24 protein-coding genes are annotated in these 24,606 nt (G+C 64.9%); 11 read left to right on the forward strand and 13 right to left on the reverse strand.

Annotation, left to right across the window (positions count from 1 at the left end; genetic code table 11):
- Positions 1-76: 76 nt before the first annotated feature.
- From otnK to ltnD, 3 genes are read right to left on the reverse strand one after another with little or no spacing between them, the layout of a single operon-like run.
- Positions 77-1,366: a 3-oxo-tetronate kinase gene (gene otnK, locus NLM27_RS20405; protein WP_254145015.1), complete on the reverse strand. Its 1,290-nt coding sequence runs from the start codon at positions 1,364-1,366 to the stop codon at positions 77-79.
- Positions 1,363-2,145, reverse strand: a complete 783-nt coding sequence (gene otnI, locus NLM27_RS20410; protein ID WP_254145016.1) for a 2-oxo-tetronate isomerase — start codon at positions 2,143-2,145, stop codon at positions 1,363-1,365. The genes otnK and otnI overlap by 4 nt, the downstream gene beginning before the upstream one ends.
- A gap of 16 nt (positions 2,146-2,161) precedes the next feature.
- The gene (ltnD, locus tag NLM27_RS20415) at positions 2,162-3,079 is read right to left on the reverse strand and encodes an L-threonate dehydrogenase (protein WP_254145017.1); all 918 of its coding nucleotides are present in this window, start codon (positions 3,077-3,079) and stop codon (positions 2,162-2,164) included.
- A gap of 105 nt (positions 3,080-3,184) precedes the next feature.
- Between ltnD and NLM27_RS20420 the strand changes: the two genes are divergently transcribed.
- Entirely contained in the window at positions 3,185-3,865 is a 681-nt protein-coding gene (locus NLM27_RS20420; protein ID WP_254145018.1) for an aldolase, read from the forward strand.
- Between the two features lie 159 nt (positions 3,866-4,024).
- Here NLM27_RS20420 and NLM27_RS20425 read toward each other — a convergent pair whose 3' ends face one another.
- The 6 genes from NLM27_RS20425 to NLM27_RS20450 all read right to left on the reverse strand — a co-directional run bounded on the left by NLM27_RS20425 (position 4,025) and on the right by NLM27_RS20450 (position 9,606).
- Positions 4,025-4,729: an ABC transporter ATP-binding protein gene (locus NLM27_RS20425; RefSeq protein ID WP_254145019.1), complete on the reverse strand. Its 705-nt coding sequence runs from the start codon at positions 4,727-4,729 to the stop codon at positions 4,025-4,027.
- Positions 4,713-5,444 (reverse strand): ABC transporter ATP-binding protein, encoded by a 732-nt coding sequence (locus NLM27_RS20430; protein WP_254145020.1) that lies wholly within the window; start codon positions 5,442-5,444, stop codon positions 4,713-4,715. The genes NLM27_RS20425 and NLM27_RS20430 overlap by 17 nt, the downstream gene beginning before the upstream one ends.
- On the reverse strand, positions 5,441-6,424 hold the full coding sequence (locus NLM27_RS20435; RefSeq protein ID WP_254145021.1) for a branched-chain amino acid ABC transporter permease: 984 nt from the start codon (positions 6,422-6,424) through the stop codon (positions 5,441-5,443). Before NLM27_RS20435 ends, NLM27_RS20430 begins: the two co-directional genes overlap by 4 nt.
- Positions 6,424-7,257, reverse strand: coding sequence for a branched-chain amino acid ABC transporter permease (locus tag NLM27_RS20440; protein ID WP_254148878.1), 834 nt, complete (start codon positions 7,255-7,257; stop codon positions 6,424-6,426). The genes NLM27_RS20435 and NLM27_RS20440 overlap by 1 nt, the downstream gene beginning before the upstream one ends.
- Before the next feature lie 199 nt (positions 7,258-7,456).
- Positions 7,457-8,701 carry an ABC transporter substrate-binding protein gene (locus NLM27_RS20445; protein WP_254145022.1) on the reverse strand — a complete coding sequence of 415 codons (1,245 nt, stop codon included), beginning with the start codon at positions 8,699-8,701 and terminating at the stop codon, positions 7,457-7,459.
- 89 nt (positions 8,702-8,790) lie between these two features.
- Entirely contained in the window at positions 8,791-9,606 is an 816-nt protein-coding gene (locus tag NLM27_RS20450; RefSeq protein WP_254145023.1) for a putative hydro-lyase, read from the reverse strand.
- Between the two features lie 120 nt (positions 9,607-9,726).
- Between NLM27_RS20450 and NLM27_RS20455 the strand changes: the two genes are divergently transcribed.
- The 5 genes from NLM27_RS20455 to NLM27_RS20475 all read left to right on the forward strand — a co-directional run bounded on the left by NLM27_RS20455 (position 9,727) and on the right by NLM27_RS20475 (position 14,797).
- Positions 9,727-10,644 carry a LysR family transcriptional regulator gene (locus NLM27_RS20455; RefSeq protein WP_254145024.1) on the forward strand — a complete coding sequence of 306 codons (918 nt, stop codon included), beginning with the start codon at positions 9,727-9,729 and terminating at the stop codon, positions 10,642-10,644.
- An 83-nt stretch (positions 10,645-10,727) separates the two neighbouring features.
- Complete coding sequence (locus NLM27_RS20460) at positions 10,728-11,978, forward strand: Zn-dependent hydrolase (RefSeq protein ID WP_254145025.1); 1,251 nt, start codon at positions 10,728-10,730, stop codon at positions 11,976-11,978.
- Between the two features lie 12 nt (positions 11,979-11,990).
- Positions 11,991-12,902 (forward strand): NAD(P)-dependent oxidoreductase, encoded by a 912-nt coding sequence (locus tag NLM27_RS20465; RefSeq protein ID WP_254145026.1) that lies wholly within the window; start codon positions 11,991-11,993, stop codon positions 12,900-12,902.
- 11 nt (positions 12,903-12,913) lie between these two features.
- Positions 12,914-13,987, forward strand: a complete 1,074-nt coding sequence (locus NLM27_RS20470; protein ID WP_254145027.1) for a malate/lactate/ureidoglycolate dehydrogenase — start codon at positions 12,914-12,916, stop codon at positions 13,985-13,987.
- Between the two features lie 168 nt (positions 13,988-14,155).
- Entirely contained in the window at positions 14,156-14,797 is a 642-nt protein-coding gene (locus tag NLM27_RS20475) for a suppressor of fused domain protein (RefSeq protein ID WP_254145028.1), read from the forward strand.
- A 178-nt stretch (positions 14,798-14,975) separates the two neighbouring features.
- On the opposite strand, the gene NLM27_RS20480 is transcribed toward NLM27_RS20475, so the two are convergent.
- Positions 14,976-16,049, reverse strand: a complete 1,074-nt coding sequence (locus tag NLM27_RS20480; RefSeq protein WP_254145029.1) for a tartrate dehydrogenase — start codon at positions 16,047-16,049, stop codon at positions 14,976-14,978.
- 157 nt (positions 16,050-16,206) lie between these two features.
- On the opposite strand from NLM27_RS20480, the gene NLM27_RS20485 reads away from it, so the two are divergent.
- Positions 16,207-16,983 carry an SDR family oxidoreductase gene (locus NLM27_RS20485; protein WP_254145030.1) on the forward strand — a complete coding sequence of 259 codons (777 nt, stop codon included), beginning with the start codon at positions 16,207-16,209 and terminating at the stop codon, positions 16,981-16,983.
- Between the two features lie 114 nt (positions 16,984-17,097).
- The gene (locus tag NLM27_RS20490; RefSeq protein WP_254145031.1) at positions 17,098-18,516 is read left to right on the forward strand and encodes an amidase; all 1,419 of its coding nucleotides are present in this window, start codon (positions 17,098-17,100) and stop codon (positions 18,514-18,516) included.
- A gap of 107 nt (positions 18,517-18,623) precedes the next feature.
- On the opposite strand, the gene NLM27_RS20495 is transcribed toward NLM27_RS20490, so the two are convergent.
- From NLM27_RS20495 to NLM27_RS20505, 3 genes are all read right to left on the reverse strand, one after another.
- Positions 18,624-18,836 (reverse strand): hypothetical protein, encoded by a 213-nt coding sequence (locus NLM27_RS20495; RefSeq protein ID WP_254145032.1) that lies wholly within the window; start codon positions 18,834-18,836, stop codon positions 18,624-18,626.
- Between the two features lie 122 nt (positions 18,837-18,958).
- The gene (locus tag NLM27_RS20500) at positions 18,959-20,068 is read right to left on the reverse strand and encodes an amino acid ABC transporter permease (RefSeq protein WP_254145033.1); all 1,110 of its coding nucleotides are present in this window, start codon (positions 20,066-20,068) and stop codon (positions 18,959-18,961) included.
- A gap of 2 nt (positions 20,069-20,070) precedes the next feature.
- Positions 20,071-21,258, reverse strand: a complete 1,188-nt coding sequence (locus NLM27_RS20505; protein WP_254145034.1) for an amino acid ABC transporter permease — start codon at positions 21,256-21,258, stop codon at positions 20,071-20,073.
- 87 nt (positions 21,259-21,345) lie between these two features.
- On the opposite strand from NLM27_RS20505, the gene NLM27_RS20510 reads away from it, so the two are divergent.
- Genes NLM27_RS20510 through NLM27_RS20520 form a run of 3 tightly spaced genes read left to right on the forward strand, consistent with a single transcriptional unit; the run spans position 21,346 to position 24,597 of the window.
- Positions 21,346-22,218, forward strand: a complete 873-nt coding sequence (locus tag NLM27_RS20510; protein WP_254145035.1) for a MurR/RpiR family transcriptional regulator — start codon at positions 21,346-21,348, stop codon at positions 22,216-22,218.
- 3 nt (positions 22,219-22,221) lie between these two features.
- A complete protein-coding gene (locus NLM27_RS20515; protein WP_254145036.1) occupies positions 22,222-23,571 on the forward strand; it encodes an aspartate aminotransferase family protein in 1,350 nt (449 codons plus the stop codon).
- Between the two features lie 12 nt (positions 23,572-23,583).
- Entirely contained in the window at positions 23,584-24,597 is a 1,014-nt protein-coding gene (locus tag NLM27_RS20520; protein ID WP_254145037.1) for an amino acid ABC transporter substrate-binding protein, read from the forward strand.
- Positions 24,598-24,606: the final 9 nt, after the last annotated feature.

Raw genomic sequence — 24,606 nt, forward strand, 5'->3', positions numbered from 1 at the left:
CGCAGACGTTAACCACGGCTCCGTACGAGTACGGAAGCCAGAAAGAAATGAATGGGCGACTAAGAATGCTCTGCGCTCAGCGCATGAGCCCAAGCGCGTCGGAGAAAAACTCCGGGCCGCCGAAATTTCCGGACTTCAGAGCAAGCAACATCTCGCCTGCCTGTGCACCGACCGCACGCAGCACCGGGACGCCCGCGGCGATTTCCACTCCCACAAGAAACCCGGGAATCCTCAACCGGTCGACCACGGCGCCTGACGTCTCGCCACCCGCGACGATCAAGCGCCGAACGCCCGCCTCCACCAGGCCTTCGGCGATGTCGGCCATGGCCTGCTCGATGGCATGCCCGGCCGCGTCGCGGCCGTGACGCGCCTGCACGGCGGCAACGGCTTCCGGCGTCGCGCTCGAGGCGATCAGAACAGGACCGTCTGCCAGCCGCGGCTGCGCCCAGGCGAGCGCGCGCTGCGCTTCGCCGGCGCCTGCAACGATCTGCCCGGGATCAAGATGCAAAACCGGCATCACGCGCTCGGCATTGGCGATCTGCTGAAGCGTCGCCTGCGAGCAGCTTCCAGCAAGGCAGGCCGCCGGGCCGCCGACCGCCGCGCCCACTTCGGTGCCGGCCACGCTCGACCGCACCTTCCCCGTCGATACCAGCGCCCGCGCCAGGCCAAGGCCGATGCCGGAGGCGCCGACCGATAGCCGATGCTCGGCGGCAACGAGCCCGATGGTCTCAAGGTCGCGGTCGAACACCGCGTCGATGATCGCAGCGCCGATGCCCTTGCCCGCGAGCTCGGCCAGCCGTGCCCGCACGGCGTCTGCGCCGCGGGCGACGGTGGCGAGATCGACGAGGCCGATCTGCGTTTTGCTCTGGCGCGCCAGCACCCGCACCAGATTGGAATCGCGCATCGGATTGAGCGGATGATCCTTCAACGGGCTCTCGTTCAACGGCACGGCGCCGACGAAGAGGTTGCCCTGGTAGACGGTGCGGCCGGTCTCCGGGAAGGCCGGCGTCACCAGCACGTTCGCTTCGCCGCAATCGGCGCGCAACGCGTCCATCACCGGGCCGATATTGCCTGAAACGGTGGAATCGAAGGTCGAGCAGATCTTGAACAGCACGTGGTTCGCGCCGCGGCCGCGCAGCCATTTGTCCGCCGCGCGCGAGCGCGATACGGCAAGACCTGCCTCGATCGAGCGGCTCTTCAAGGACACCACGACGGCGTCGACCTCGGGCAGCGCGAGATCGTTCGAGGGCACGCCGATGGTCTGGACGGTGCGCAAGCCCGCGCGCGTCAGCGTGTTGGCGAGGTCGGAGGCGCCAGTATAGTCGTCGGCGATGCAGCCAAGAGAAATTTTTGCTGCAAGTGTCACGGCTTCACTCCGGCATAAGGCTTGAACCAGGCGAGCCCATCGGTGGTCTTGCCGCGCGGATTGTATTCGCAGCCGACGAAGCCGGTGTAGCCGAGCCGGTCGAGTTCAGTGAAGAGAAACGGATAGTTCAGCTCCTCGCCGTCGGGCTCGTTGCGCGAAGGAATGCTGGCGATCTGGATGTGGCCGACGATCGGCATCATCTCGCGCAGCCGCATCGTCACATCGCCGTGGATGATCTGACAGTGATAGATGTCGAACTGGAGTTTCAAGTTCGGAAGCCTCAGCTCCTGGATCAGGTCGCGCGCGAAGCCGAAATCGTTGAGGAAATAGCCGGGCACATTGCGCGCATTGATCGGTTCGAGCACGATGTCGATGCCGTGGGGTGCGAAGAACTCGGCGGCCCACGCCACCGATTTGTAGAACGCCTCAATCGCGACTCGCTCGCCGCGATTGGCGATGCCGGCCATCAGGTGCAGGCGCTTGACACCGGTCGCCTTGGCGTAAGGCAGCGCCGTCTCCAGGCTCGCCTTGAGATCGGAGAACCGCGCCGGCAGCGCCGCAAACCCCTTCTCGCCGGCATTCCAGTCGCCCGGCGGCAGGTTGAACAGCGCCTGGGTCAGGCCGTTGCGCTCGAGCCGCTCGCCGACCACCTCGGCCGGATGCTCATAGGGAAAGAGAAACTCGACGGCGGTGAAGCCAGCCTGGGCGGCGGCATCGAAGCGATCGAGGAACGGCACCTCTGTGAACATCATCGAGAGGTTGGCGGCGAAACGGGGCATCGGAATCCTCTTAGTTTTACTTGTCGCCAGGCAGCTTGACGCCGGTGACCTGCGCATACATCCGCGCCACCGAAGCGTCGTCGTCGCGGCCCATGCCGGCGGCTGACGTCATCAGGAACATCTGGAGCGCGGCGGCGGAGACCGGCACCGGGAATCTGGCACTGCGCGCCATGTCCTGGATGATGCCGAGGTCCTTGACGAAGATCTCGACCGCGCTGCGCGGCGTGTAATCGCCGTCGAGCACATGCGGCATGCGATTCTCGAACATCCAGGAATTGCCGGCAGACGCCGTGATCACCTCATAGACCTTGCGGATGTCGAGGCCCTGCTTGGCCGCAAACGCCATGGCTTCGCTGGCGGCAGCGATATGCACGCCGGCGAGCAACTGATTGATCATCTTGAACGCGGCGCCCTGCCCTGCGGCATCACCGAGCTCATAGAGCTTTGCAGCCATGGCATCGAGCGCCGGCCGCGCCTTGGCGAAGGCGGCGGAGCTGCCGGAGGCAAGGATCGTCAGCTCGCCTTGCGCGGCGCGCTGGGCACCGCCGGAGATCGGCGCGTCCAGATAGTGCCGGCCGGTCGCCTCCAGCTGTTTTGCGAGGCGTCGCGCCACATCCGGGTCCATGGTCGCCGAGGAGATGAAGACGCTGTCCTTCGGCATGGTCTCGGCGGCACCATCTTTGCCGAACAGGATGGTTTCGGTCTGAGCGGCGTTGACCACGACGCTGACGACGATATCGGCATCCTTGGCCGCTTCGGCCGGCGTCTTGGCGCCTGCACCGCCGTCTTTCACGAAACGCGCGACGGTATCGGCCGAGACGTCGCAGCCGGTGACGGCATGGCCGGCGCGCCTCAGCGAGGTCGCCATGCCAAATCCCATCGAGCCGAGCCCGACGACGGCGACACGCTGATCTTGTGACGTGGACGCGGACATGAAACTAACCCTTGCGAACGTTTCCCGGACGGCTGCCCTTTTGCGGCGGCTCGGCGAACCGATATCACGGCTTGGCCGCGCTGCCAAAGCGTGAGACAAGCAGGCATGACGGCCATGAGAACGGAAACGAGCAACGAGACACGGCTGCGCGAGGATATCTGCCGGTTTGGACGGTCCCTGTTCGAGCGCGGACTGACGCCGGGCTCCTCCGGCAATATCAGCGTCAGGATGGACGATGGCGGCTGGCTGGTGACGCCGACCAACGCCTCGCTCGGCTTTCTCGATCCCGCCAAGCTATCGCGGCTGGATAGCCAGGGACGGCTGGTCTCCGGCGATGCGCCGACCAAGGAAGTTCCGCTGCACACCGCGCTCTACGACACGCGCGGACGTGCGCGCGCGATCGTGCACCTGCACTCGACCCATTCGGTCGCGCTCTCGATGCTCCCCGAGATCGATCCGCGCGCCGCGCTGCCGCCGATGACGGCCTATTATCTGATGAAATGCGGCGCCACCGCACTCGTGCCGTATTATCGTCCCGGCGATCCCGCCGTGGCGGATGCGATCAAGGGGCTCGCTGGGAAATATTCCTCGGTGCTGCTCGCCAATCACGGCCCGGTGGTTGCGGGCGACTCGCTGGAAGCGGCGGTGTTCGCAACGGAGGAGCTGGAGGAAACGGCGAAGCTGTATCTGCTGTTGCGCGGGATGAACCCACGCTATCTGTCGCCGGACCAGGTGAAGGATCTGGTGAAGGTGTTCGGGGTGACGCTGCCGGAGCATGGGCACTAGCCGCACACTCCGACGTCATCCTGAGGTGCGAGCCTTGCGATGCTCCGCATCGCAAGGTGAAGCCTCCAAGGATGGGCTATGGGCGCTCGCGGCTCATCCTTCGAGGCGCGCAAGAGCGCGCACCTCAGGATGACGGCTGCGATTGCGGTAGCCGTTTAGCTACAGCCCCAGATACGCCTTGCGCACGTCCGGGTTGCCCCTGATCTCGCTCGCTGCGCCCTGCATCAGCACGCGGCCGGTTTGCAGGATGTAGGCGCGGTCGGCGATCTCCAGGCATTCGGCCATGCGCTGCTCGACGATCAGCACGGTCATGCCGGCGTCGCGGATGCGCTTCACCGCCTGGAAGATCTCGTCGACCAGCTTTGGCATGATGCCCTGCGAGGGCTCGTCCAGCATCAGAAGCCGCGGCCGCGTCATCAGCGCGCGGCCGATCGCGAGCATCTGCTGCTCGCCGCCGCTGAGCGTCTCGGCGCGCTGCTCCAAACGTTCCTGGAGACGCGGGAATAGCGTGAAGACGAGATCGAGCGGGCCCTCGCGATCCGCCTCGCCACGATAGAGATAGCTGCCGAGGCGAAGATTGTCGCGCACCGACAGGCGCGGAAACAGGCGGCGGTTCTCCGGCACATAGGCGATGCCAGTGGCGGTGATGTGGTGCTGCGCCATGCCATCGAGGCGCTTGCCGTCGAATGTCACCGTGCCCGACCGCGGGCGCTCGGCGCCGGCGATGGATTTCAGCAGCGTCGACTTGCCCGCGCCGTTGGCTCCGGCGACGCAAACGATCTCACCCTTCTGGACCTCGATCGAGACCGCGGAGATCGCAACCAGGCCTTGATAGGCGGTCGTGATTTCACGCACCGACAGCATGACGATCTCCCAGATATGCCTTGATCACCTTGGGATCGCGGACGACGTCGGCGGGCTTGCCTTCGACCAGCACCTTGCCGAGGTCAAGCACGATGGCGCGGTCGACCAGCGGCATCACGATCTCCATGACATGCTCGACCATCAAGACGGTGATGCCGGCGTCGCGCACCTTGCGCACGAGCGCCACGCCGGTCTGCGCCTCGGTCGGCGTCAGGCCGGTGAGGACCTCGTCGAGCAGCAGCAGCTTTGGTTCGGTCGCAAGTGCACGGGCGACTTCGAGGCGGCGCTTCTCGGCCGGCACGAGGTCGCTCGCGAGCACATCGGCGCGCGCGGCAAGGCCGGTGAACTCCAGCACCTCATGCGCCTTGCGGCGGGCCTCGCGCATCACGGTATTGCGGACCAGGGCACCGACGATCACGTTGTCGATGACCGTCATGGTCTCGAAGCTCTTGACCACCTGGAAGGTGCGACCGACCCCGCGCTGGCAGCGCTCGGCGGCTGGCATGTGGGTGACGTCCTCGCCGTCGAACCAGATCGAGCCTTGCGTCGGCGGGAGAACGCCGGCGATGAGATTGAACAGCGTCGACTTGCCGGCGCCGTTGGGGCCGATCAGGCCGACAATCTCGCCGCGGCCGACCGAGATCGAGACATCGCTGTTGGCGACGAGGCCGCCGAACCGCTGCCAGACGCCGCGGGTTTCAAGGAGCGCAGTCATCGCGTGGCTCCTTTTGCTTTCGAGCGGGAGAACAAGCTTACCAATCCCCGCGGCAGGGCCAGCGAGATCGCCACGATCAGCGCGCCGTAGACGATGAGGTCGACGCCGCGGCCGGAGCCGCCGATATAAGAGCGCGTCAGCTCGGTCATCGGAATCAGGATGGCGGCCCCCAGCACCGGCCCCCACAGCGTGCCGATGCCGCCGAGCACGGCCGGCAATGCCATCAGCAGCGAGAACTGGAAGCCCATGACGCTTTCAGGATCGATATAGGCGAGAAACTGCGCGTAGAAGGCGCCACCGATGGCGACGAGGAAGGCGGACACGGCGGCCGCGCCCATCTTGGAGTTGAACACGACGACCCCAAGGCTCTCGGCGGCCTCCGGATTATCCTTCACCGCCCGCCACCAGAAGCCCCATTTGGAGTCTTCCAGCCACCAGGTGACGAACCAGGCGAGGCAGCACAGCGCCAGCGCAAAATAGAAATATGGCAGCTTGGTGCGCAGGAACTGGAATTTCAGCCAGCTGTCGCCACGGATCGGAACGGTGATGCCCATCGCGGCGCCCGCCCACTCCCAGTTCTGGAACAGCAATAGCCCGATCTCGGCAATGACGATGGTCGCGATCACGAAGTAATGGCCGCGCAGGCGGAAGAATGGATAGCCGAGCCCCATCGCGATCAGGGCTGCGATCACGCCGCCGCCGAGCATGCCGAACCAGGGCAGCACGCCGAACTTGGTGAAGAGCAGCGAGGTTGTGTAGGCGCCGATACCGAAATAGAGCGCGTGGCCGAGCGAGATCTGTCCGCAATAGCCGGAAAGGATGTTCCAGCTCTGCGACAGCGCCGCATACATCAAGGTCAGGATCAGGATGTTCTGGACATAGACGTCCTTGATGAACAGCGGTGCAAGCGCTGCGATCCCGGCCAGGACGGCGGCGATGATGAGGTCGCGGCGGCGCCGCGCGGCAAAATTCTGGTCCATCACATCGACCCGAACAGGCCACGCGGCCGGATGAAGACGACGAGCAGATAGACGGCGTAGATGCCGACCGACTTCAGCGAGGGCGGCAGCACCAATGCGGTGACGGCCTCGACGAGGCCGACGACAATGCCGCCGGCAAAGGCCCCAAACACGCTGCCGAAGCCACCGAGCGCCACGGTGACGTAGGCAATCAGCGCGAAGGACGCGCCGACATCGGGATAGATGTAGAAGAACACCGCCATAATCGCGCCGGCGAGACCGACCAGCGCCGCACCAAGGCCCCAGCCGAGCGCGAACACGCGGTTCTTGTCGATGCCGACGAGAGCCACGGCGCCGGGATCCTCACGCGTCGCCTCCAGCGCACGGCCGAAATCGGTGCGATTGATGAAGAAGTAGAGACCGCCAAAGGCGAGAATCGAGACCAGGGCGCCGATCAGCTGCGGCTCCGGCAGAAAGATGCCGGCGACCGAGATGGTCTTGCCGCCGAGCCAGGACTGCGGAATGCTGCGATAGTCCGGCGTGAAGAAGAACTGCGCCAGGCCACGCATCACGATGGCCAAGCCGAAGGTCGAGAAGATCTGCACCATGCCGGCATTGGCCTTGGCCCGCATGGCAAAGCGTACGATTAATAGATAGACCACTGCCCCGAACACGAAGAGTGCCGCCGCGACCAGCGGCGCCGACAGCAAGGGATCGATGGCGAAGAACGCGAACAGGAAGAACGACGCGTACATCGCGATCATCAGGAACTCGCCATGGGCGAAGTTCACGACGTCCATCAGGCCGAAGATCAGCGCGAGGCCGACCGCGATCAGTCCGTAGAGCAGCCCCATGAGGAGGCCGCTTGCGAGACTCTGGATAATAGCTTGGGCTGTCAAAAGTCTGTCCCCCGAAATAGATCCTCATCCTGAGGAGCGCGCACAGGCGCGCGTCTCGAAGGATGGCCCAGCCCTCGTCCTTCGAGACGCGGGCTACGCCCGCTCCTCAGGATGAGGGCGGGAGCTACATCTGAGCTCCCGCTCTGCGACACGCTTACTTCATCGGCCAGACCGCCTCGGCGATCGCGGCCTGCGGCGGGAAGATGGTGACGAACTTGCCGCCGACATATTGCAGCAGCACCGGGTCGGCATCGTTGTTCTGGCCCATCTCGTCGAACTTGACGCGCTTCCAGGGCATGATGGTCTGCTCGCCCAGGATGTCCGTCGCCGCCAGCGCGTCGCGGATCTTCTCGCCATCGGTCGACTTGGCGCGGCTGATCGCGTCCGCAAGGATGATCAGGCCCATGAACTGGCGCGAGGTGAGATCGTTGAAGTCCTTGCCCGAGCGCGCCTTGAACATCTCGTTGATCTTGCCGACCATCGGGCGCTTCTGCGCGAGGTCGAGCGAGAAGGTGCCGCGCGAGATCACGCCTTCGAGCTTGTCGCCGACGGCGTCGTAGAGCGCCTTCTCGGAGAAGCCGGCGTCCTGCGCCACGATCGCGTTCGGCTTGTAGCCGAGCTCCGCCATGGTCTTGACCAGCAGGATGCCGTCGGTGGTGTAGCTCGAGGGCATCAGCACGTCGGCATTGGCGCTCTTGAGCTGCTGCACCTCGGCCGAGAGCGAGGGCGAGTTGGCGCGATACTTGATGTCGGTGACGATCTTGTAGCCGCGCTCGCCGGCGATCTTGGCCTGGGCGTTGCCGGAATCGGTGCCGAAGATGGTATCCTCGTGGAACAGCGACAGCGTCCCGATCTTGGTGCCCTTCTTCTTCATGGCATCGAAGAAGTCGAACATCGCAGCCGAGTACATCTCGTCGTGCGGCGCGGCGCGGAAATAATACTTCAGGCCCCGGCGATGCAGGCTCGGCGAGGAGTTGTCGGCGGAGACGAACGGGACCTGGTAGCGTTCGCAGATCTGGCTGACGGTGACCGCAACCGCACTCTGATAGGTACCGATGATGGCGGAAACCTTCTCCTGCGTGATCAGGCGCTCGGCCTCGGCGCGACCCTTCTGCGGATCGGCCTGGTGGTCGGCGAATACGAGGCGGACCTTGGCTCCGCCGAGGCCCGGCAGGCCTTCGCCCTTGGCGAGCGGCAGGTCGAAATCGGTGTTCTTGTTGATGACCTCGAGCGCGGTCTCATAGGCCTTCTGCGCGTCGACGCCCTGCTGCGCGCTGCCGCCGGAGAACGGATAGATCACGCCGATCACGACTTCGGAGGTCTGTGCGCGCGCTGCCAGCGGCACCAGCGCAGCGGTGGCGGTGGCTCCCAACAATACGTCGCGGCGAGTGATCGTCATGGCAAAGTCCCCTGTTACTGAATTTCGATAGATCGAATGAAGCGATTGATGGGGGCAGTAAAGCCCGAACAAGCAGCAAACGCTGCCTACTATATCACGGCCATGGTCCTGTTCTTGAGATCCGTCACCAGCATCAGGCCGGGCGAATGCGTGATCGCAAACGGCAGCTTTGCGGCATTGATCACCGATTGCGGCGTCACGCCGCAGGCCCAGAACACCGGAATCTCGTCATCGGCGACCGGCACCGGATCGCCGTAGTCGGGCTTGGCGATGTCCTTGATGCCGATGAGGTGCGGATGGCCGAGATGCACGGGCGCGCCGTGCACGGCGGGATAACGCGAGGTGATCTGCACCGCGCGGATCGCATCCGCCGGTTTGAACGGACGCATCGACACCACCATGGGGCCGGCGAACGGGCCGGCCTCGCCGCAAGCGATGTTGGTGCGATACATCGGCACGCGCACGTTCTTCTCGATGTGGCGGATCGGCATGCCTTCGTCGAGCAGCGCTTCCTCGAACGAGAAGGAGCAGCCGAGCACGAAGGTCACGAGGTCGTCGCGCCAGTAGCCCGTCACGTCGGCCGGCTCGTCCACGACCTCGCCGTCGCGCCAGACGCGGTAGCGCGGCACGTCGGTGCGGATGTCGAGATCGGCGCCGAGCGAAGGGATGAAAGGACTGCCGACGTCGGACATGCCAATGATCGGGCACGGCTTCGGATTGAGCTGGCAGAAGCGATGAAAGGCGCCGGCATATTCCGCCGGCAGGATCGCCAGATTGCCCTGGACGAAGCCGGGAGCGACGCCGGCGGTGGAGGCCACCAGCCCTTCGCGGTAAGCGAGCCGCGCCTTGCGGCTCGGGAGTGTGTCGGGCGTTTCAGTTTGCTGCACTGCCGCAAAAACAGTCATGCGATCGACCTGCCTATAAACTCGACAAAGACAAGCCAACACCAAGCGTGCTATAAAGTCTAATCGTCCTTTCTAATCGATCTCGATAAAATTAGTTTATCGAGGAGGAAAATCCTTCCAATGCTGGACTTCAGGTCGATCGAGACGTTCCTCTGGGTCGTGAAGCTCGGCAGCTTCCGCGGCGCCGCAGCACGGCTCAACACCACCCAGCCGGCGATCTCCCAGCGCATCGCCCAGCTCGAGCGCGAAATGGGCGTGAAGCTTTTGAACCGCGATCATCGCGTGGCGTCGCCAACGCCCAGTGGAAGGCAGATGATGGTCTATGCGGAGAAGCTGATCGGCCTGCGCGCTCAGATGATGGCGGAGATCGGCGACCGCTCGGCGATGCGCGGCGTGATGCGCCTCGGCGTTGCCGAGACCATCGTGCACACTTGGCTGCCGCGGCTCGTGAAGAGCGTCAACGAGGCCTATCCGAACCTGTCGCTGGAGATCGAAGTCGACATCACGCCGAACCTCACCGCGCGCCTGCTCGCGCAGGAGATCGAGCTTGCCTTCGTCGTCGGGCCACTGTCCGCCTCCGGCGTGCATAATCGCGTGCTCGCCGACTATCCGATCGGCTTCCTCGCAAGCCCCTCGCTCGGGCTCGGCAAGGGCCCGGTGACGCCGGCGGAGCTCGCGCGGTTTCCGATCATCACTTTCCCGCGCAAGACCAAGCCCTACGAGGTCGTGCGCGAGGTGTTCGACCGGCCGGAGTTGCCGCCGATCCGGCTGCACGCCTCCGCTTCGCTCGCGACGGTCATCCACATGGCGGTCGAAGGGCTCGGCGTCGCCGTGATCCCCGATGCCATCGTCGAGAACGAGCTCGCCAATGGCCGGCTGCAACTGCTCGACACCGATCTTGCAATCGCGCCGCTGACCTTCACCGCAAGCTGGCTCGCCTCACCCGATGTCGTCGCCGTGGAGCGCGTCGCCGAGCTGGCTCGGCAGATTGCGCAGAGCAGCCTCGCGGTTGACGCGCCCGCGCTGGCGCGTCATTGAAATAAAGCCGGATTTTCTACCGTCATTCCGGGGCGATGCGCCAGCATCGAACCCGGAATGACAGCGACCAATGGAAGGGACGCATGAGCCGAGCCGCAACCAATCTGCAAATCGATTCCGCCCGTCTCTGGGGCTCCATCCATAAGACCGCGAAATTCGGCGCGACGGCAAAAGGCGGCGTGCGGCGGCTGACACTAAGCAGCGAAGACAAGCAGGTGCGCGACTGGTTCCGCAAGGCGTGCGAGGACACTGGCCTGGAGGTCCATGTCGACTCGCTCGGCTCGATGTTCGGCCTGCGCAAAGGACGCGACATGTCGAAGCTGCCCGTCGGCATCGGCTCGCATCTCGACACGCAGCCCACCGGGGGCAAGTATGACGGCATCCTGGGGACGCTCGGCGCGCTCGAGGTGATCCGTACGCTGAACGACGCCGGCATCGAGACCGAAGCGCCGATCTGCGTCGTCAACTGGACCAACGAGGAAGGCTCGCGCTTCGCACCGGCAATGATGGCGTCCGCCGCTTATGTCGGCGATTTCACCACGGACGACATTTTGTCGCGCAAGGACGCCGAGGGCACCACCGTCGGCCAGGCGCTCGACGGCATCGGCTATCGCGGCGACAAGCCGGTCGGCTTCCAGAAGCTCGGCTGCTTCCTCGAGCTGCACATCGAGCAAGGTCCGATCCTTGAGGCTGAAGGCAAGACCATCGGCGTGGTCGATTCCGGCCAGGGCGTGCTCTGGTACGACGGCAAGATTTCCGGCTTCGAAAGCCATGCGGGATCGACCCCGATGCCGCTGCGGCGCGATGCGCTGGCGACGCTGTCGGAAATCGTGCTGGCGATGGAGGCCATCGCCAGGAAGCACGGGCCGAACGCGGTCGGCACCATCGGCGAAGCCGTGATCGCAAACCCTTCGCGCAACGTCATTCCCGGCGAGATCGCCTTCACCATGGATTGCCGCAGCGCGGACGGCGCCATCATGGATGCGCTCGACCGCGACCTGCGCGCCGCCATTGCCGAGATCGCAGCGCGCCGCAAGGTCGAGGTCAAGATCGACCTCGTCTGGCGCAAGCCGCCGACGCATTTCGATCCCAAGCTCATTGCGGCGGTCGAGAATGCGGCGAAGACGCTCGGCTATTCCTCGCGCCGCATCACGTCCGGCGCCGGCCACGACGCCTGTAATCTCAACACCGTCATGCCGGCGGCGATGGTGTTCGTGCCCTGCAAGGACGGCATCAGCCACAACGAGCTCGAGGACGCGACGCAGCCGGACTGCGCCGCGGGCACCAACGTTCTCATGCATACCGTGCTGGCGATCGCCGGCGTCGCATCCTGACCGGAGAGAACCATGCGCGGAGTTTTCGTCGACGCCAACGAAGCCCTCGCCGTGATCATGGAGCGGCTGGAGATATCAGGCGATCCCAAGGTCCGGATCCACAGGAACCCCGACATCAAGCCCGAGCAATATCCTGAAATCCTTGACGGCGCCGAGATCGCGATCGTCGACCACACCGCACTGCCGACCGATGTCGCGAGGAAATGCACCGGGCTGAAGCATGTCGTCTTCCTCGGCACCGGCGCACGCAGCTACATGAACCCGGAAGAGCTCGCCGAGCTCGGCATCTCCGTGCATCTGATCAAGGGCTATGGCGACACCGCCGTGGCGGAATCCGCGATTGCGCTGATGTGGGCCTCGGCGCGCGTCATCGCGGTGATGGATCGCGAGATGCGTGGCGGCAACTGGCTGCGCGAGGACGGCATGCAGCTCACCGGCAAGACGCTCGGCCTGATCGGCTTCGGCGGCATCGCCGCCGAGGTTGCGCGCATCGCGTCGGGCAGCGGCATGAAGGTGATTGCCTGGAATCGCTCGCCGAAGACCTGTCCTGGCGTTGGGTTCACCGATCTCGACACCGTGCTGGCCAAGAGCGACGTCGTGTCGCTGCATCTGCTGCTCAACGACGAGACGCGCGGCATGATCACGCGCGCGAAGATCCTTGCGATGAAGCGCGGTGTCATCCTCATCAACACCGCCCGCGCCGCGATCGTCGACGAGGCCGCCATGATCGACGCGCTGAAGTCGGGCCACATCCGCCATGCCGGCCTCGACGTCTTCAACATCGAGCCGCTGCCCGGCGATCATCCGCTCACAAAACTGCCGAACGTGACGCTGTCGGCGCATTCGGCCTTCCGCACGCCGGAAGCGAGCGAGAACCTGATTGGCGCGGCGTGGGAGCACTGCCGCCGGATCGTGAAGGGATAAGAGCAATAACAATGGCCGACTACCGCACTATCAAGGCAGAACCACTCACCAATGCCATCCGCGCCATCGTCAAGGCGGGCGGATCTACGGACCGCGAAGCCGAGCTCGTGTCCACCAATCTGGTGGAAGCGAATCTCAAGGGCCACGACTCCCACGGCGTCGGCATGATCCCGCGCTATACCCAGAGCGTCATCAACGGCGGCCTCGCCGTGAACCAGCACGTCAAGATCATGCTCGACACTGGTCCGCTTCTCACCCTCGACGGACTCACCGGCTATGGCCAGGTGATCGGCCATGAAGCGATGGAGCTGGCGGCAGAGCGCGCCAAGCGCAACGGCGTGTGCCTCGTCGGTCTTTCCAACTCGCATCACATCGGCCGCATCGGCCATTGGGCCGAGCAGTGCATCGACCACGGGCTGGTCTCGATCCACTTCGTCAACGTGATCTCACGCCCGATCGTGGCGCCCTGGGGCGGCAGCGATGCGCGCCATGGCACCAACCCGTTCTGCGTCGGCATCCCGCGCAGGGGCAAGGACCCGATTGTGCTCGACTTCGCCACCAGTAGGATCGCGCAGGGCAAGACCCGCGTCGCCCACAACAAGGGCGTCGAACTCGAGCCCGGCACCATTATCGACAATGAAGGCAAGCCCACGGTCAACCCGCGCTACACCGTGATCCCGCCGCACGGCGCTATCCTGCCGTTCGGCGAGCACAAGGGCTCGGGGCTCGCGCTGGTGTGCGAAATCCTGGGCGGTGCGCTCTCGGGCGGACAGGTCGTCAAGGGCCCGTCTGACGGCAAGTACAACGTCCTCAACGGCATGCTCTCGATCGTCATCGATCCGGGCAAGCTCGGCACTGGCGAAAACCTCGCGCGCGAGGTCGAGAGCTTCGTCGCCTGGCACACCGGCTCGCCGCCCGGCCCCGGCGTCGACAAGGTCAAGATCGCCGGCGAACCTGAGCGCGAAACCAAGAAGAGGCGCCTCGCCGAAGGCATTCCGGTCGATCCGACCACCTGGCAGGAGATTCTGGAGGCCGGGAAGAAGTTCGGGCTGGATCAGGCGGCGATCGAGAAGATCGTGGGCTGATCGAGAACGAAGTCCATTGCTCGGAATAGTTCCGGCCGAATGCACAATTGCGCAACGGAGGCTGGACCACGGCGAAACATCGGCTCGCCTGCGGGACGGATTTGAACCAGCCCGCGTTGCCTTGCGACAACGCGGATATCCCGGCTCATTTCCGTCACCGAGGTTCACATGCTCTCCCGTCTCGCAAAGTTCATGTCCGGCACGGGCCGGCCGTCAGGCGCGGCCGACCTCTACCAGCAACGGCTCGCCATCTATGAACGCGAGCTCGACGAACCCGAGCGCACATTCGCTGACAGCGCGGAGCGCCGCATCGACATCCATGCCTTTGGCCGCGATTTCGTGCCGGAGTGCCAGGAGGGCTCCGACGAAGGCTATGTCCTTTTGACCAACGGGATGAGCGAGCAACGGATGCAGGGGACACATGTGGGCGCGAAGCCGCGTGCCGAGCTGATGTGGTACGTCCGCGAGCCAACGCCGGAGATTTGCGACAATCTGCGCTGGCTCGCCAATCTGCCGTTCATCGACACCACCTGGTTCGGCTTCGGTCACCGGGTCGCGTTGCCGAGACCGCCGGTTGCCGGAACGGACTTCGAGACGTTCCTCTTCCTCACGCCGATCATCGGGCCCGACCAGCGGATCGCCGAGGCGCTGGAGATCGCGGGTGATCCGGTGGAAATCTTGACCGTGAACCTGATCTCGCATCAGGAGTTGGCGCTGATCAAGTCCGAGGGACTTGATCCGTTTCTCGATCTGCTCGACGAGAATGATTATCCGCCGATCTTCGATCCGGCGCGGCGGTCGTATGTCTGAGGCTCGCCAAAAATTCCGCTGTCGTCCCGGACAAGCGAAGCGCCGATCCGGGACCCATACGCCGCAGCAGGCGTTTGGCGAAGACAGGCAATGACCATTTCGCGCAACAACAACGGCTGCGGCGTATGGGTCCCGGCTTTCGCCGGGACGACACCGAAGTCTACTGCGCGGGCTCGCCTCAATCCACCATCTCCGCAACGGCCTTGCCGCAAGCGGTGGTGTCGGCGTTGCCGCCGAGATCCTTGGTGCGAAGGGTGCGTTCGGCCAGCGTGCGTTCGATCGCTTCCACGATCGATTTGCCGGCTTCCTTCTCGCCGAGATGTTCGAACATCATTGCGCCCGACCAGATCGCGCCGATCGGGTTGGCGATGCCCTGCCCCGCGATATCGGGGGCCGAGCCGTGCACCGGCTCGAACACCGACGGGAAATCGCCCTCGGGGTTGATGTTGCCTGACGGTGCGATGCCGATGGTGCCGGTGCAGGCCGGGCCGAGGTCGGAGAGGATGTCGCCGAACAGATTGGAGCCGACCACGACATCGAACCAATCCGGATGCAGCACGAAATTCGCCGTCAAGATGTCGATGTGGTACTTGTCCCACTTCACGTTCGGAAACTTCTTGGCCATCGCCTCCACGCGCTCATCCCAATAGGGCATGGTGATGGAGATGCCGTTCGATTTCGTCGCCGAGGTCAGGTGCTTCTTCGGCCGCGACTGGGCGAGCTCGAACGCGAACTTCAGGATGCGATCGACGCCGGTGCGGGTCATCACCGTCTGCTGCGTCACGAACTCGCGGTCGGTGTCCGGGAACATGCGGCCGCCGACGGAGGAATATTCACCTTCCGTGTTCTCGCGCACCACCCAGAAATCGATGTCGCCGGGCTTGCGGTTTGCGAGCGGCGACGGCACGCCGGGCATCAACCGCACCGGGCGCAGGTTGACGTACTGATCGAACTCTCGGCGGAACTTGATCAACGAGCCCCACAGCGAGACGTGGTCCGGAATCTTGGCCGGCCAGCCGACCGCGCCGAAATAGATCGCATCGTGCTTGCCGATCTTCTCCTTCCAGTCGTCAGGCATCATCTGGCCGTGCTTCTCGTAATAGTCCCAGGACGAGAAGTCGAAATGGTCGAAATGCAGGGCAACCCCGTGCTTCTTCGCCGCAGCCTCCAGAACGCGCAGGCCTTCGGGCATCACTTCCTTGCCAATGCCGTCGCCGGGAATGACTGCGATCCGGTATTGTTTCTTGCTCATCGAGAACGTCCTTGGTTGGTTCGGCAGCCGCCGCCTTTTGACCGCATTGCAATGGACCAAACGCGGCGACAGCGCAACGCTGCACTGCAATGTTGACCATGGCGCGGCCGAGCGCCTACTGGTTTGATCCTATTCCTGTCCTGCGAGAGTCCCCCTCATGGATCTGCATCTGCGTGGCAAGCGCGTCCTGATCACGGGCGCCTCCAAAGGCATTGGCGCGGCCGCTGCCGAAGCGTTTGCCGAAGAAGGCTGCCATCTCCTGCTCGCCGCGCGCAGCGGCGACCAGCTCAAGGCGTTGGCGGATCGCCTGCGCTCGGCGCACCAGATCGACGCCGCAACCAGCATCGTGGACTTGCGCAAGGCCGAGGACGTGGCGCGGCTCGCCAGGGAAGCCGCCGACATCGACATCCTCGTCAACAATGCCGGCGACATTCCCGGCGGCTCGATCGACAAGATCGACGAGGCAACCTGGCGGCACGCCTGGGAGTTGAAAGTGTTCGGCTACATCAACCTCACGCGGCAGATCTACGCGCAGATGAAGGCGAAAGGCGGCGGCGTGATCGTCAACGACATCGGCGCGGCCGGCGAGAAATTCGACGCCAATTACATCTGCGGCAGCGCCGGGAATGCCGCGCTGATGGCCTTCACCCGCGCCCTCGGCGGCAAGAGCCTCGCCGACAACATCCGCGTCGTCGGCATCAATCCCGGCCCTGTCGGCACCGATCGCCACGTCACCCTGCTCAAGACCCGAGCAAAGCACCAGTTCGGCGACGAGAACCGCTACAAGGAATTTCAGAAGAGCCTGCCGCTCGGCCGCCCCGCGCATGCGCGCGAGATCGGCGACCTCATGGCGTTCCTGGCGTCGGATCGCTCGGGTTATACCTCGGGGGTGATCTACACGGTCGATGGCGGCATCAGTGCTGGGTGGGGTTAGAGTTTTCCGTCATCGCGAACGTAGCGAAGCAATCCAGAAACGCCCCCGCGGTGAAACACTGGATTGCTTCGCTGCGCTCGCAATGACGATTGAATAAGCATGGGAGTAAACTAATTGTCTCAAGACCTGATCCGCGAAACCGCTTGCACCGTCGTCGACAAATTGCGGTCGGGCGACGTCTCGCCGCTGGAGCTTCTGGACGTGCTGGAGAAGCGGATCAGCGACGTCGACGGCAAGGTCAATGCACTGCCTACACTGTGCTTCGATCGCGCGCGGAATAGCGCGAAGGCGCTGATGCAGAAGCCGGCCGGCGCGCGCGGTCTGCTCGCCGGCCTGCCGGTGCCGATCAAGGATCTCACCGATGTTGCGGGCGTGCTGAACACCCAGGGCTCGCCGATCTTTAGGGATAGCATCCCCGCGAAGTCCGACCTCATGGTCGAGAACCTCGAGGCCAACGGCGCAGTCGTCTACGCCAAGTCCAACACCCCGGAATTCGGCGCCGGCGCCAACACCTTCAACGAGGTGTTCGGTGCGACTCTCAATCCCTGGGATACGTCGAAATCCGCCGCCGGATCCTCCGGCGGGGCGGCGGTGGCACTCGCCACCGGCATGGCCTGGCTCGCGCAGGGCTCCGACATGGGCGGCAGCCTGCGCAGCCCGGCGAGTTTCTGCGGCGTGGTTGGCATGCGCCCGAGCATCGGCCGGGTCGCGCATACACCGAAGGCGGGCATCGATCGCAATCTCGGCGTGCAGGGCCCGATGGCCCGCAACGTCGAGGATCTCGCCCTGCTGCTGGACGCCATGAGCGGCGACTATGCCGCCGATCCCCTGTCGCTGCCGGCGCCTCTGACCTCATTCCTGTCGGCGGCGCAGTCCGGCAAGAAGCCGAAGCGCATCGCCTATTCGCCCGATCTCGGCATCACGCCGGTCGATCCCGAAGTCAAGGCGATCACGCGCAAGGCGGCCGAACGCTTTGCCGAGGCCGGCGCCGTCGTCGAGGAGGCGCATCCGGACTGGCGCGAGGCGCATGAATGCTTCCACGTGCTGCGTGCTTTCGACTTCGCGATCAGCAAGGCGCAACTGCTCCGGACCAAGCGCGACCTGCTCAAGCCCGAGGTGATCTGGAACATCGAGGAAGGCCTCAAGCTCAGCGTCGAACAGCTTGAGCGCGCCGAGGCCCAGCGCGTCGGCGTGACCGCACGCGCGGTGGAATTCTTCAAGACATACGATCTGTTGCTGACGCCGACTACGATCGTGCCGCCCTTCCCGATCGAGCACCGGTATGTCGCGGAATGTGCAGGGAAGAAATTCGAGAACTATGTCGAATGGCTCGGCATCGTCTACGCCATCACGCTCGCCTGCTGCCCGTCGCTGTCACTGCCCTGCGGCTTCACCGCCTCGGGGCTGCCCGTCGGCGTGCAGGTCGTCGGCGCGCCGCGCGGGGACGCGCAGGTGCTCGCGGGCGCGAAAGTGCTTGAGGACATTCTGGGCCTGCGCGGGACGACGCCGATTGAGCCGAAGGTGAGGGCATAAGGTACGCGGCACCGGCGGGAGTTTGGCTGCCCCCGGTGCCCGCCTCCCCGCCGTCAAACCGTTGGTGCGTGGCCGGTCACCATGCCATCGACCGCCCAGGCAAGATCCTAATCGTTCGCCTTCGGGCCGCCGTGGTACTGATGCGTATCATAGTCCGCTTCTTCGGCCATGACTGCGTTGGCCATGGAGCCCGATTGGATCTGCGACATCCGGACGGCGGTTTCCGAATTCGCATAGGGATGGTGCACCACGTCGCGGGCAGCAGCGGCGGAGCAAAGCGCGACCAGAAGGGCCGACGCGGCGAGAACAGACTTCATCATGATTCGACGTGCCTCTCGTTGAGCCCCATCAGCAAATAGGAGATGGCTTTCGCAATGTAGGATTCCCAGTCGGGATCCGGGCACGCATTATAGGCGCCGCATAAGCATTCCCTCGTCCAGGGTCACCTCGCGCCGGTGTGAGCCTCGAGGCTTCGGCTGTAGCGCGACATCGCAAAGCAAAAGACAAAGTAGATCGCGGCGACGAAGATGTAGACCTCGACCGAGAACTGCTGCCAGGCGGGATCGATGATCGCGGTTTTCGCGGTCGTCAGCAGGTCGAAGATGCCGATGATGAGAACGAGGCTGGTGTCCTTGAAGAAGGCGATGAAGGTGTTGACCAGCGGCGGGATGACGTGCCGGATCGCCTGCGGCAGGATGATCAGCCGGTTCTTGCGCCAGTACGAGAGTCCCAGCGCGTCGGCCGCCTCATATTGCCCCCGGGGCACGGCCTGGAGACCGCCGCGGATGACCTCGGCAAGATAGGCACCTGCGAACAGGATGATCGCGATCTGGGCCCGCAGCAGCTTGTCGATGTTGAATCCACTGGGCATGAACAGCGGAAACATCACGCTCGCCATGAACAAGAGGCTCACCAGCGGAACGCCGCGGATCAGCTCGACATAGAGCACGCTGAGCGAGCGGATTGCCGGCAGCTTTGATCGCCGGCCGAGCGCGACGAGAATGCCGAGCGGGAAGCCGAAGGCAAGACCGAACGTCGCCAGGATCAGCGTGACCGGCAATCCGCCCCAGCGATCCTGCGAGACAAAAGAGAGTCCGAGCACCCCACCCCACATCAGCACGCTGATCAACCCGGGCGCACCGATCCAAACGAAAACGAGTTCGCGCCGCCACAGGGCACGGCGGGTCGAGAGATAGAACAGCGCGATGAACAGCAAGACCGACAATGCCGGTCGCCACTGCTCGTCGAACGGATAGGTGCCGAACAGGATGAAGCGGTACTTTTCGGGAATGATCGCCCAGCAGGCGCCGAGGCCGCGCACTGCGCGGCAGGCACTGGAATCGTTGGCGGGCGTGAACCAGACCGCATTGGCGATGCCCCATTGTATGAAGCTGATCACGCCCTTTGCGAGCACCGCCAGCAGCACGATCGTGAGGATGCCGTTCGGGATCGACGAGAACAAATTGGTGCGGAGCCAGCGCAGCACAGGATTGCCAATTTGCGGGCGGCGCGCGGCACGCGGCACGTCCGGCATATCCGTGATCGCCGTCATCCTCAGCGCTCCACCAGCGCGATACGCGCGTTGTACCAGTTCATGAAGAAGCTGATCCCGAGGCTGATGGTCAGAAACACCGCCATGATCAGCGCGATCGCCTCGATCGCCTGCCCGGTCTGGTTCAGCGTGGTGTTGGCGATCGAGACCACGTCCTGGTAGCCGATCGCAACCGCGAGCGAGGAGTTCTTGGTCAGGTTCAGATATTGGCTCGTCATCGGCGGCACGATCACGCGTAGCGCCTGCGGCAGGATGATCTGCCGCAGCATGAGGCTGCGACGCAGGCCGAGCGCGTTGGCGGCGTCCCACTGTCCGCGCGGCACCGACTGGATGCCGCTACGCACGATCTCGGCGATGAAAGCCGAGGTGTAGGTGACGAGCGCGATCAGCAGCGCGAAATATTCCGGCGCCAGCGTCAGTCCGCCGACGAAGTTGAAGCCGCGCAGCTCGGGCCATTCGATGGTCCAGGATACGCCGAGCAGCACGAACACCACCGCAGGCAACGCAATCAGCAGCGCAACCGCAAAGGGCCACGCCGGCCGCGGCTTGCCGTCGCGCATCTGCTGCGCGACGAGCCATCGCCGGATGACATAGAGCACCGCGCAACCCAGCGCCGCAGTGCCGAGCACTGCGAGCTGAGGCGGACCGAACGGGATCGCCGGCAGGATCAGGCCGCGATTGGAGAGGAACACACCTTCGACAGGTCGCCACGCGGCGCGTGCCGCCGGCAACGCCTGCATCAATACGTACCAGAACAGGAGCTGAAGCAGCAGTGGGATGTCGCGAAGAGTTTCGACATAGACGGCCGCGAGCCGCGACAACAGCCAGTTGCTCGACAGCCGTGAGATCCCGATCAGCGTACCCAAAATCGTCGCGAGCACGATACCGATCACGGCGACGCGCAAGGTGTTGGCGACGCCGACGACGAAGGCCCAGAAATAGGTGTCTCTCGGATTATAGGGGAGCAGGCTGTCGGCGATGGGCATGCCGGCTTCGCGGCCGAGGAAGGCGAAGCCGGTCGTGATGCGGCGGGCCGAGAGGTTGGTGACGGTGTTGGACCAGAGGAAGGCGATGACCGCGACCGCGATGCCGACCACCAGGACCTGCCAGACCAGGCCCTTCAGCTCGCGACGCCCGAAGGCACCGAAGAAGCGGCGGCGCGGCGGCGGTCTCGGCGCATCTGACGTCACAGCACAAAAATCCTTCTAAAAGGCAGCGATTTCCGGCAGCGCACGTCAACTGTTGCACCAAAACCCAATCCATGCAACAAATGTTTCATGGCCGAGCCCGCGAAATCCTCGCCGCTGAGCGAGCTGCGTATTGCATTGCCATCGCTCCCGATGCGCCTGCAGGAGGTCGGACGCTTCGTCGCCGCCAACGACTACGACGCCACCACCCGTTCGATGCGCGATCTCGCGGCGGAAGCCGGCGCCGATCCCGCCGCGTTCACGCGACTTGCAAAGGCCATCGGCTATTCCGGCTGGGACGAGTTGCGCGCGGCGCTGACCGAGGCGCGGCGGCCGTCGCAGACCGCGCCCTTCTCCGGCCGCACAAGAGGTCGTCGCCACGGCCCGCATGCCGATGTCGCGCTCATCACCGACAAGCTTGAGGCCGAGGCCGCCGGCCTTCCGCGGATCCCGGCGCAGCCGATTGCGGAAGCGGCTCGCGCGCTGCACGACTCCAGGAGGATATGGATCGCAGGCTTTCGAAGCTGCCGCAGCGTCGCGGAATTGCTGAACTACGAGCTGCGTTTGTTCCGGCCCGAACAGGTGCAACTCGTCGGCACGTCCGGGCCCGACGATCTCGATCTTGGCGCGTTCCGCCCCGGCGAGGCTGTCATCGTCATCGGCTTCCTGCCCTACACGCATGCCAGCGTCCGGGTCGCTCAAGCCGCCTATCGCGCCGGAGCAACGTTGATCGCGATCGCGGATAGCCTCTCGGCACCGATGGCCGAGGGCGCCGACCACGTGCTGCTGTTCGAGGCGGCGTCCTCTCCCGGCTTCTTTCCCAGCCTCACCGGCGCGATCGCGATCGCGCAGTCGCTCGCGGCGGTCACGTTCTCGCTCGGCGGCGTTGCCGCGAAGAAACGCCTGGAAAGTACCGAGGCGCGGCTCGCTGCGGCCGCCACTTACGTCCCAGAGAAAGGTTGACCCATGGCCGCTCGCACCAGCCGCGTGCTGCACCGCTCGTTGCGCGAAACCCCGCCCAAGGCGATCGGCGGCGAAGGCGTCTATCTCTTCGCCGAGGACGGACGGCGCATCATCGATGCCTCCGGCGGCGCGGCGGTCTCCTGCCTCGGGCACCAACACCCACGCGTCATCGCGGCGATGACGAAGCAGGCTTCGACGCTGGCTTACGCCCACACCGCCTTCTTCTCGTCCGAGCCGGCCGAGGCGCTCGCCGAAACGCTGGTCGGCCATGAGCCCGGCGGGCTCGCCTACGCCTATTTCGTCAGCGGCGGATCGGAGGCCATCGAGGCCAGCATCAAGCTCGCGCGGCAGTATTTCATCGAGCGCAGTGAGCCGCAGCGGCAACATTTCATCGCGCGGCGACAGAGCTATCACGGCAACACGCTCGGCGCGCTGGCCGCCGGCGGCAATGCCTGGCGTCGGGCGCCCTATGCGCCGCTGCTGTCAGCCGCTTTCAGCCACGTGACGCCGGCCTTCGCCTATCACGAGAAACGCGAGGGCGAGTCGGATGCGCAGTTCGTCGCGCGTCTTGCCGCCGAGCTCGAGGCCGAGTTCCAGCGGCTTGGACCTGACACCGTGGCGGCATTCCTCGCCGAGCCTGTCGTCGGCGCCACGGTAGGCGCCGTGACCGCGCCCGACGGCTACTTCAAGGCCGTGCGCGAGATCTGCGACCGGCATGGCGCGCTGCTGATCCTCGACGAGGTCATGAGCGGCATGGGCCGCACCGGCACCACGCACGCCTGGGAGCAGGAAGGCGTCGCGCCCGACATCCAGGCCATTGCGAAGGGCCTCGGCGGTGGCTATCAGCCGATCGGCGCGATGCTGGCGAGCGGCAAGATCATCGACACCATCCGATCAGGCTCGGGCGCGTTCCAGCACGGGCACACCTATCTGGCGCATCCCCTCGCCTGCGCGGCCGCGCTCGCGGTGCAAAGCGTTATCCGCGAGGACGGCCTGCTCGATCGCGTCAAGGAACGCGGCAAGCAACTCGAGCAACGGCTGACCGAACGCTTCGGCAATCACCGCCATGTCGGCGACATCAGGGGCCGCGGGCTGTTCTGGGCGATCGAGCTCGTCGCCGATCGCGCCAGCCGCGCCTCGTTCGATCCGGCGCTCAAGCTGCACCAGAAGATCAAGGCGGAGGCGCTCGCCAACGGGCTCGGCTGCTATCCCGGCGGCGGAACCGTCGACGGGGTGCGCGGGGATCACGTGCTGCTGGCGCCGCCCTTTATCGCTTCCGCGGACGAGATCGACCTGATCGTCGACAGGCTCGGCACGGCCGTCGACAACGTGTTGCGTAGTGTCAATCACTGAGGGGAGAGTAGCATGATGAGGAAAGTGGTTATCGTAGCCGGCGTGCTTGCGGCATCGACGGTCGTCGCGTCAGCGGCGACGCTCGACACGGTGAAGAGCCGCGGCACGCTGGTGTGCGGCGTCAGCGCCGGCTTCGCCGGCTTCTCCGCACCGGACTCGCAGGGCAATTACAAGGGCCTCGACGTCGACTATTGCCGCGCGCTTGCGGCCGGCGTGCTCGGTGACGCCAACAAGGTGCGTTACGTCTCGCTGACCGCGCAGAACCGCTTCACCGCGCTGCAATCGGGCGAGATCGACGTACTCTACCGCAACTCGACCCAGACCTATTTGCGCGGCGTCACGCTGGGCCTCCGCCAGGGCCCGATCAACTTCTACGACGGCCAGGGCTTTGTCGTGAAGAAGGACCTCGGCGTGAAGGAGCTGAAGGACCTCAAGGGTGCCACTGTCTGCGTCGCGCAGGGCACCACGCATGAGGTCACGCTGGGCGATTACGGCCGCGCCAACGGCATCGACTGGAAGCCGCTGGTGTTCGACCGCGTCGACACCATGTACCAGACCTTCTTCGGCGGCCGCTGCGATGCCATGACCCAGGACGCTTCCGCGCTCGCCGGCGCCGTGACGACCGCGGCACCGAACCCGGCCGATTACGTCGTGCTGCCGCAGACCATCAGCAAGGAGCCGCTCGGCCCATTCACCCGCAATGGCGACGAAGTCTGGAGCGACATCATCACCTGGCTGCATTACGGCCTGATCGAGGCCGAGGAGCTCGGCGTCACGCAGGCCAATGTCGAGGAGATGGCGAAGTCGCAGACGCCTGCGATCCAGCGGCTGTTAGGGGCCTCCGGCGATCTGGGCTCGCGGCTCGGCCTCGACAACAAATGGCTGGTCACCGCGATCAAGGCCACTGGCAATTACGGCGAGATCTACGAGCGCAATGTCGGCAAGGCGAGCCCGCTCAAGCTCGATCGCGGCCTCAACGGCCTCTGGAGCAAAGGCGGGTTGATGTACGCCATTCCGTTCAAGTAAGGAGTTCGC

The sequence above is a fragment of the Bradyrhizobium sp. CCGB12 genome (genome assembly GCF_024199845.1).
Taxonomy (GTDB): domain Bacteria; phylum Pseudomonadota; class Alphaproteobacteria; order Rhizobiales; family Xanthobacteraceae; genus Bradyrhizobium.

Bases quoted from the DNA above. Each gene is read 5' to 3' on its own strand.
- NLM27_RS20470 (WP_254145027.1), top strand. From the start codon at position 12,914: ATGGCCGACTACCGCACTATCAAGGCAGAACCACTCACCAATGCCATC.
- NLM27_RS20460 (WP_254145025.1), top strand. From the start codon at position 10,728: ATGAGCCGAGCCGCAACCAATCTGCAAATCGATTCCGCCCGTCTCTGG.
- NLM27_RS20430 (WP_254145020.1), bottom strand. From the start codon at position 5,444: ATGACTGCGCTCCTTGAAACCCGCGGCGTCTGGCAGCGGTTCGGCGGC.
- NLM27_RS20485 (WP_254145030.1), top strand. From the start codon at position 16,207: ATGGATCTGCATCTGCGTGGCAAGCGCGTCCTGATCACGGGCGCCTCC.
- NLM27_RS20500 (WP_254145033.1), bottom strand. From the start codon at position 20,068: ATGACGGCGATCACGGATATGCCGGACGTGCCGCGTGCCGCGCGCCGC.
- NLM27_RS20445 (WP_254145022.1), bottom strand. From the start codon at position 8,701: ATGACGATCACTCGCCGCGACGTATTGTTGGGAGCCACCGCCACCGCT.
- NLM27_RS20455 (WP_254145024.1), top strand. From the start codon at position 9,727: ATGCTGGACTTCAGGTCGATCGAGACGTTCCTCTGGGTCGTGAAGCTC.
- NLM27_RS20440 (WP_254148878.1), bottom strand. From the start codon at position 7,257: ATGGGGCTGCTCTACGGACTGATCGCGGTCGGCCTCGCGCTGATCTTC.
- NLM27_RS20510 (WP_254145035.1), top strand. From the start codon at position 21,346: ATGGCCGAGCCCGCGAAATCCTCGCCGCTGAGCGAGCTGCGTATTGCA.
- otnI (WP_254145016.1), bottom strand. From the start codon at position 2,145: ATGCCCCGTTTCGCCGCCAACCTCTCGATGATGTTCACAGAGGTGCCG.
- NLM27_RS20480 (WP_254145029.1), bottom strand. From the start codon at position 16,049: ATGAGCAAGAAACAATACCGGATCGCAGTCATTCCCGGCGACGGCATT.
- ltnD (WP_254145017.1), bottom strand. From the start codon at position 3,079: ATGTCCGCGTCCACGTCACAAGATCAGCGTGTCGCCGTCGTCGGGCTC.
- NLM27_RS20420 (WP_254145018.1), top strand. From the start codon at position 3,185: ATGACGGCCATGAGAACGGAAACGAGCAACGAGACACGGCTGCGCGAG.
- NLM27_RS20495 (WP_254145032.1), bottom strand. From the start codon at position 18,836: ATGATGAAGTCTGTTCTCGCCGCGTCGGCCCTTCTGGTCGCGCTTTGC.
- NLM27_RS20435 (WP_254145021.1), bottom strand. From the start codon at position 6,424: ATGGACCAGAATTTTGCCGCGCGGCGCCGCCGCGACCTCATCATCGCC.
- NLM27_RS20515 (WP_254145036.1), top strand. From the start codon at position 22,222: ATGGCCGCTCGCACCAGCCGCGTGCTGCACCGCTCGTTGCGCGAAACC.
- NLM27_RS20475 (WP_254145028.1), top strand. From the start codon at position 14,156: ATGCTCTCCCGTCTCGCAAAGTTCATGTCCGGCACGGGCCGGCCGTCA.
- NLM27_RS20520 (WP_254145037.1), top strand. From the start codon at position 23,584: ATGATGAGGAAAGTGGTTATCGTAGCCGGCGTGCTTGCGGCATCGACG.
- NLM27_RS20450 (WP_254145023.1), bottom strand. From the start codon at position 9,606: ATGACTGTTTTTGCGGCAGTGCAGCAAACTGAAACGCCCGACACACTC.
- NLM27_RS20425 (WP_254145019.1), bottom strand. From the start codon at position 4,729: ATGCTGTCGGTGCGTGAAATCACGACCGCCTATCAAGGCCTGGTTGCG.
- NLM27_RS20465 (WP_254145026.1), top strand. From the start codon at position 11,991: ATGCGCGGAGTTTTCGTCGACGCCAACGAAGCCCTCGCCGTGATCATG.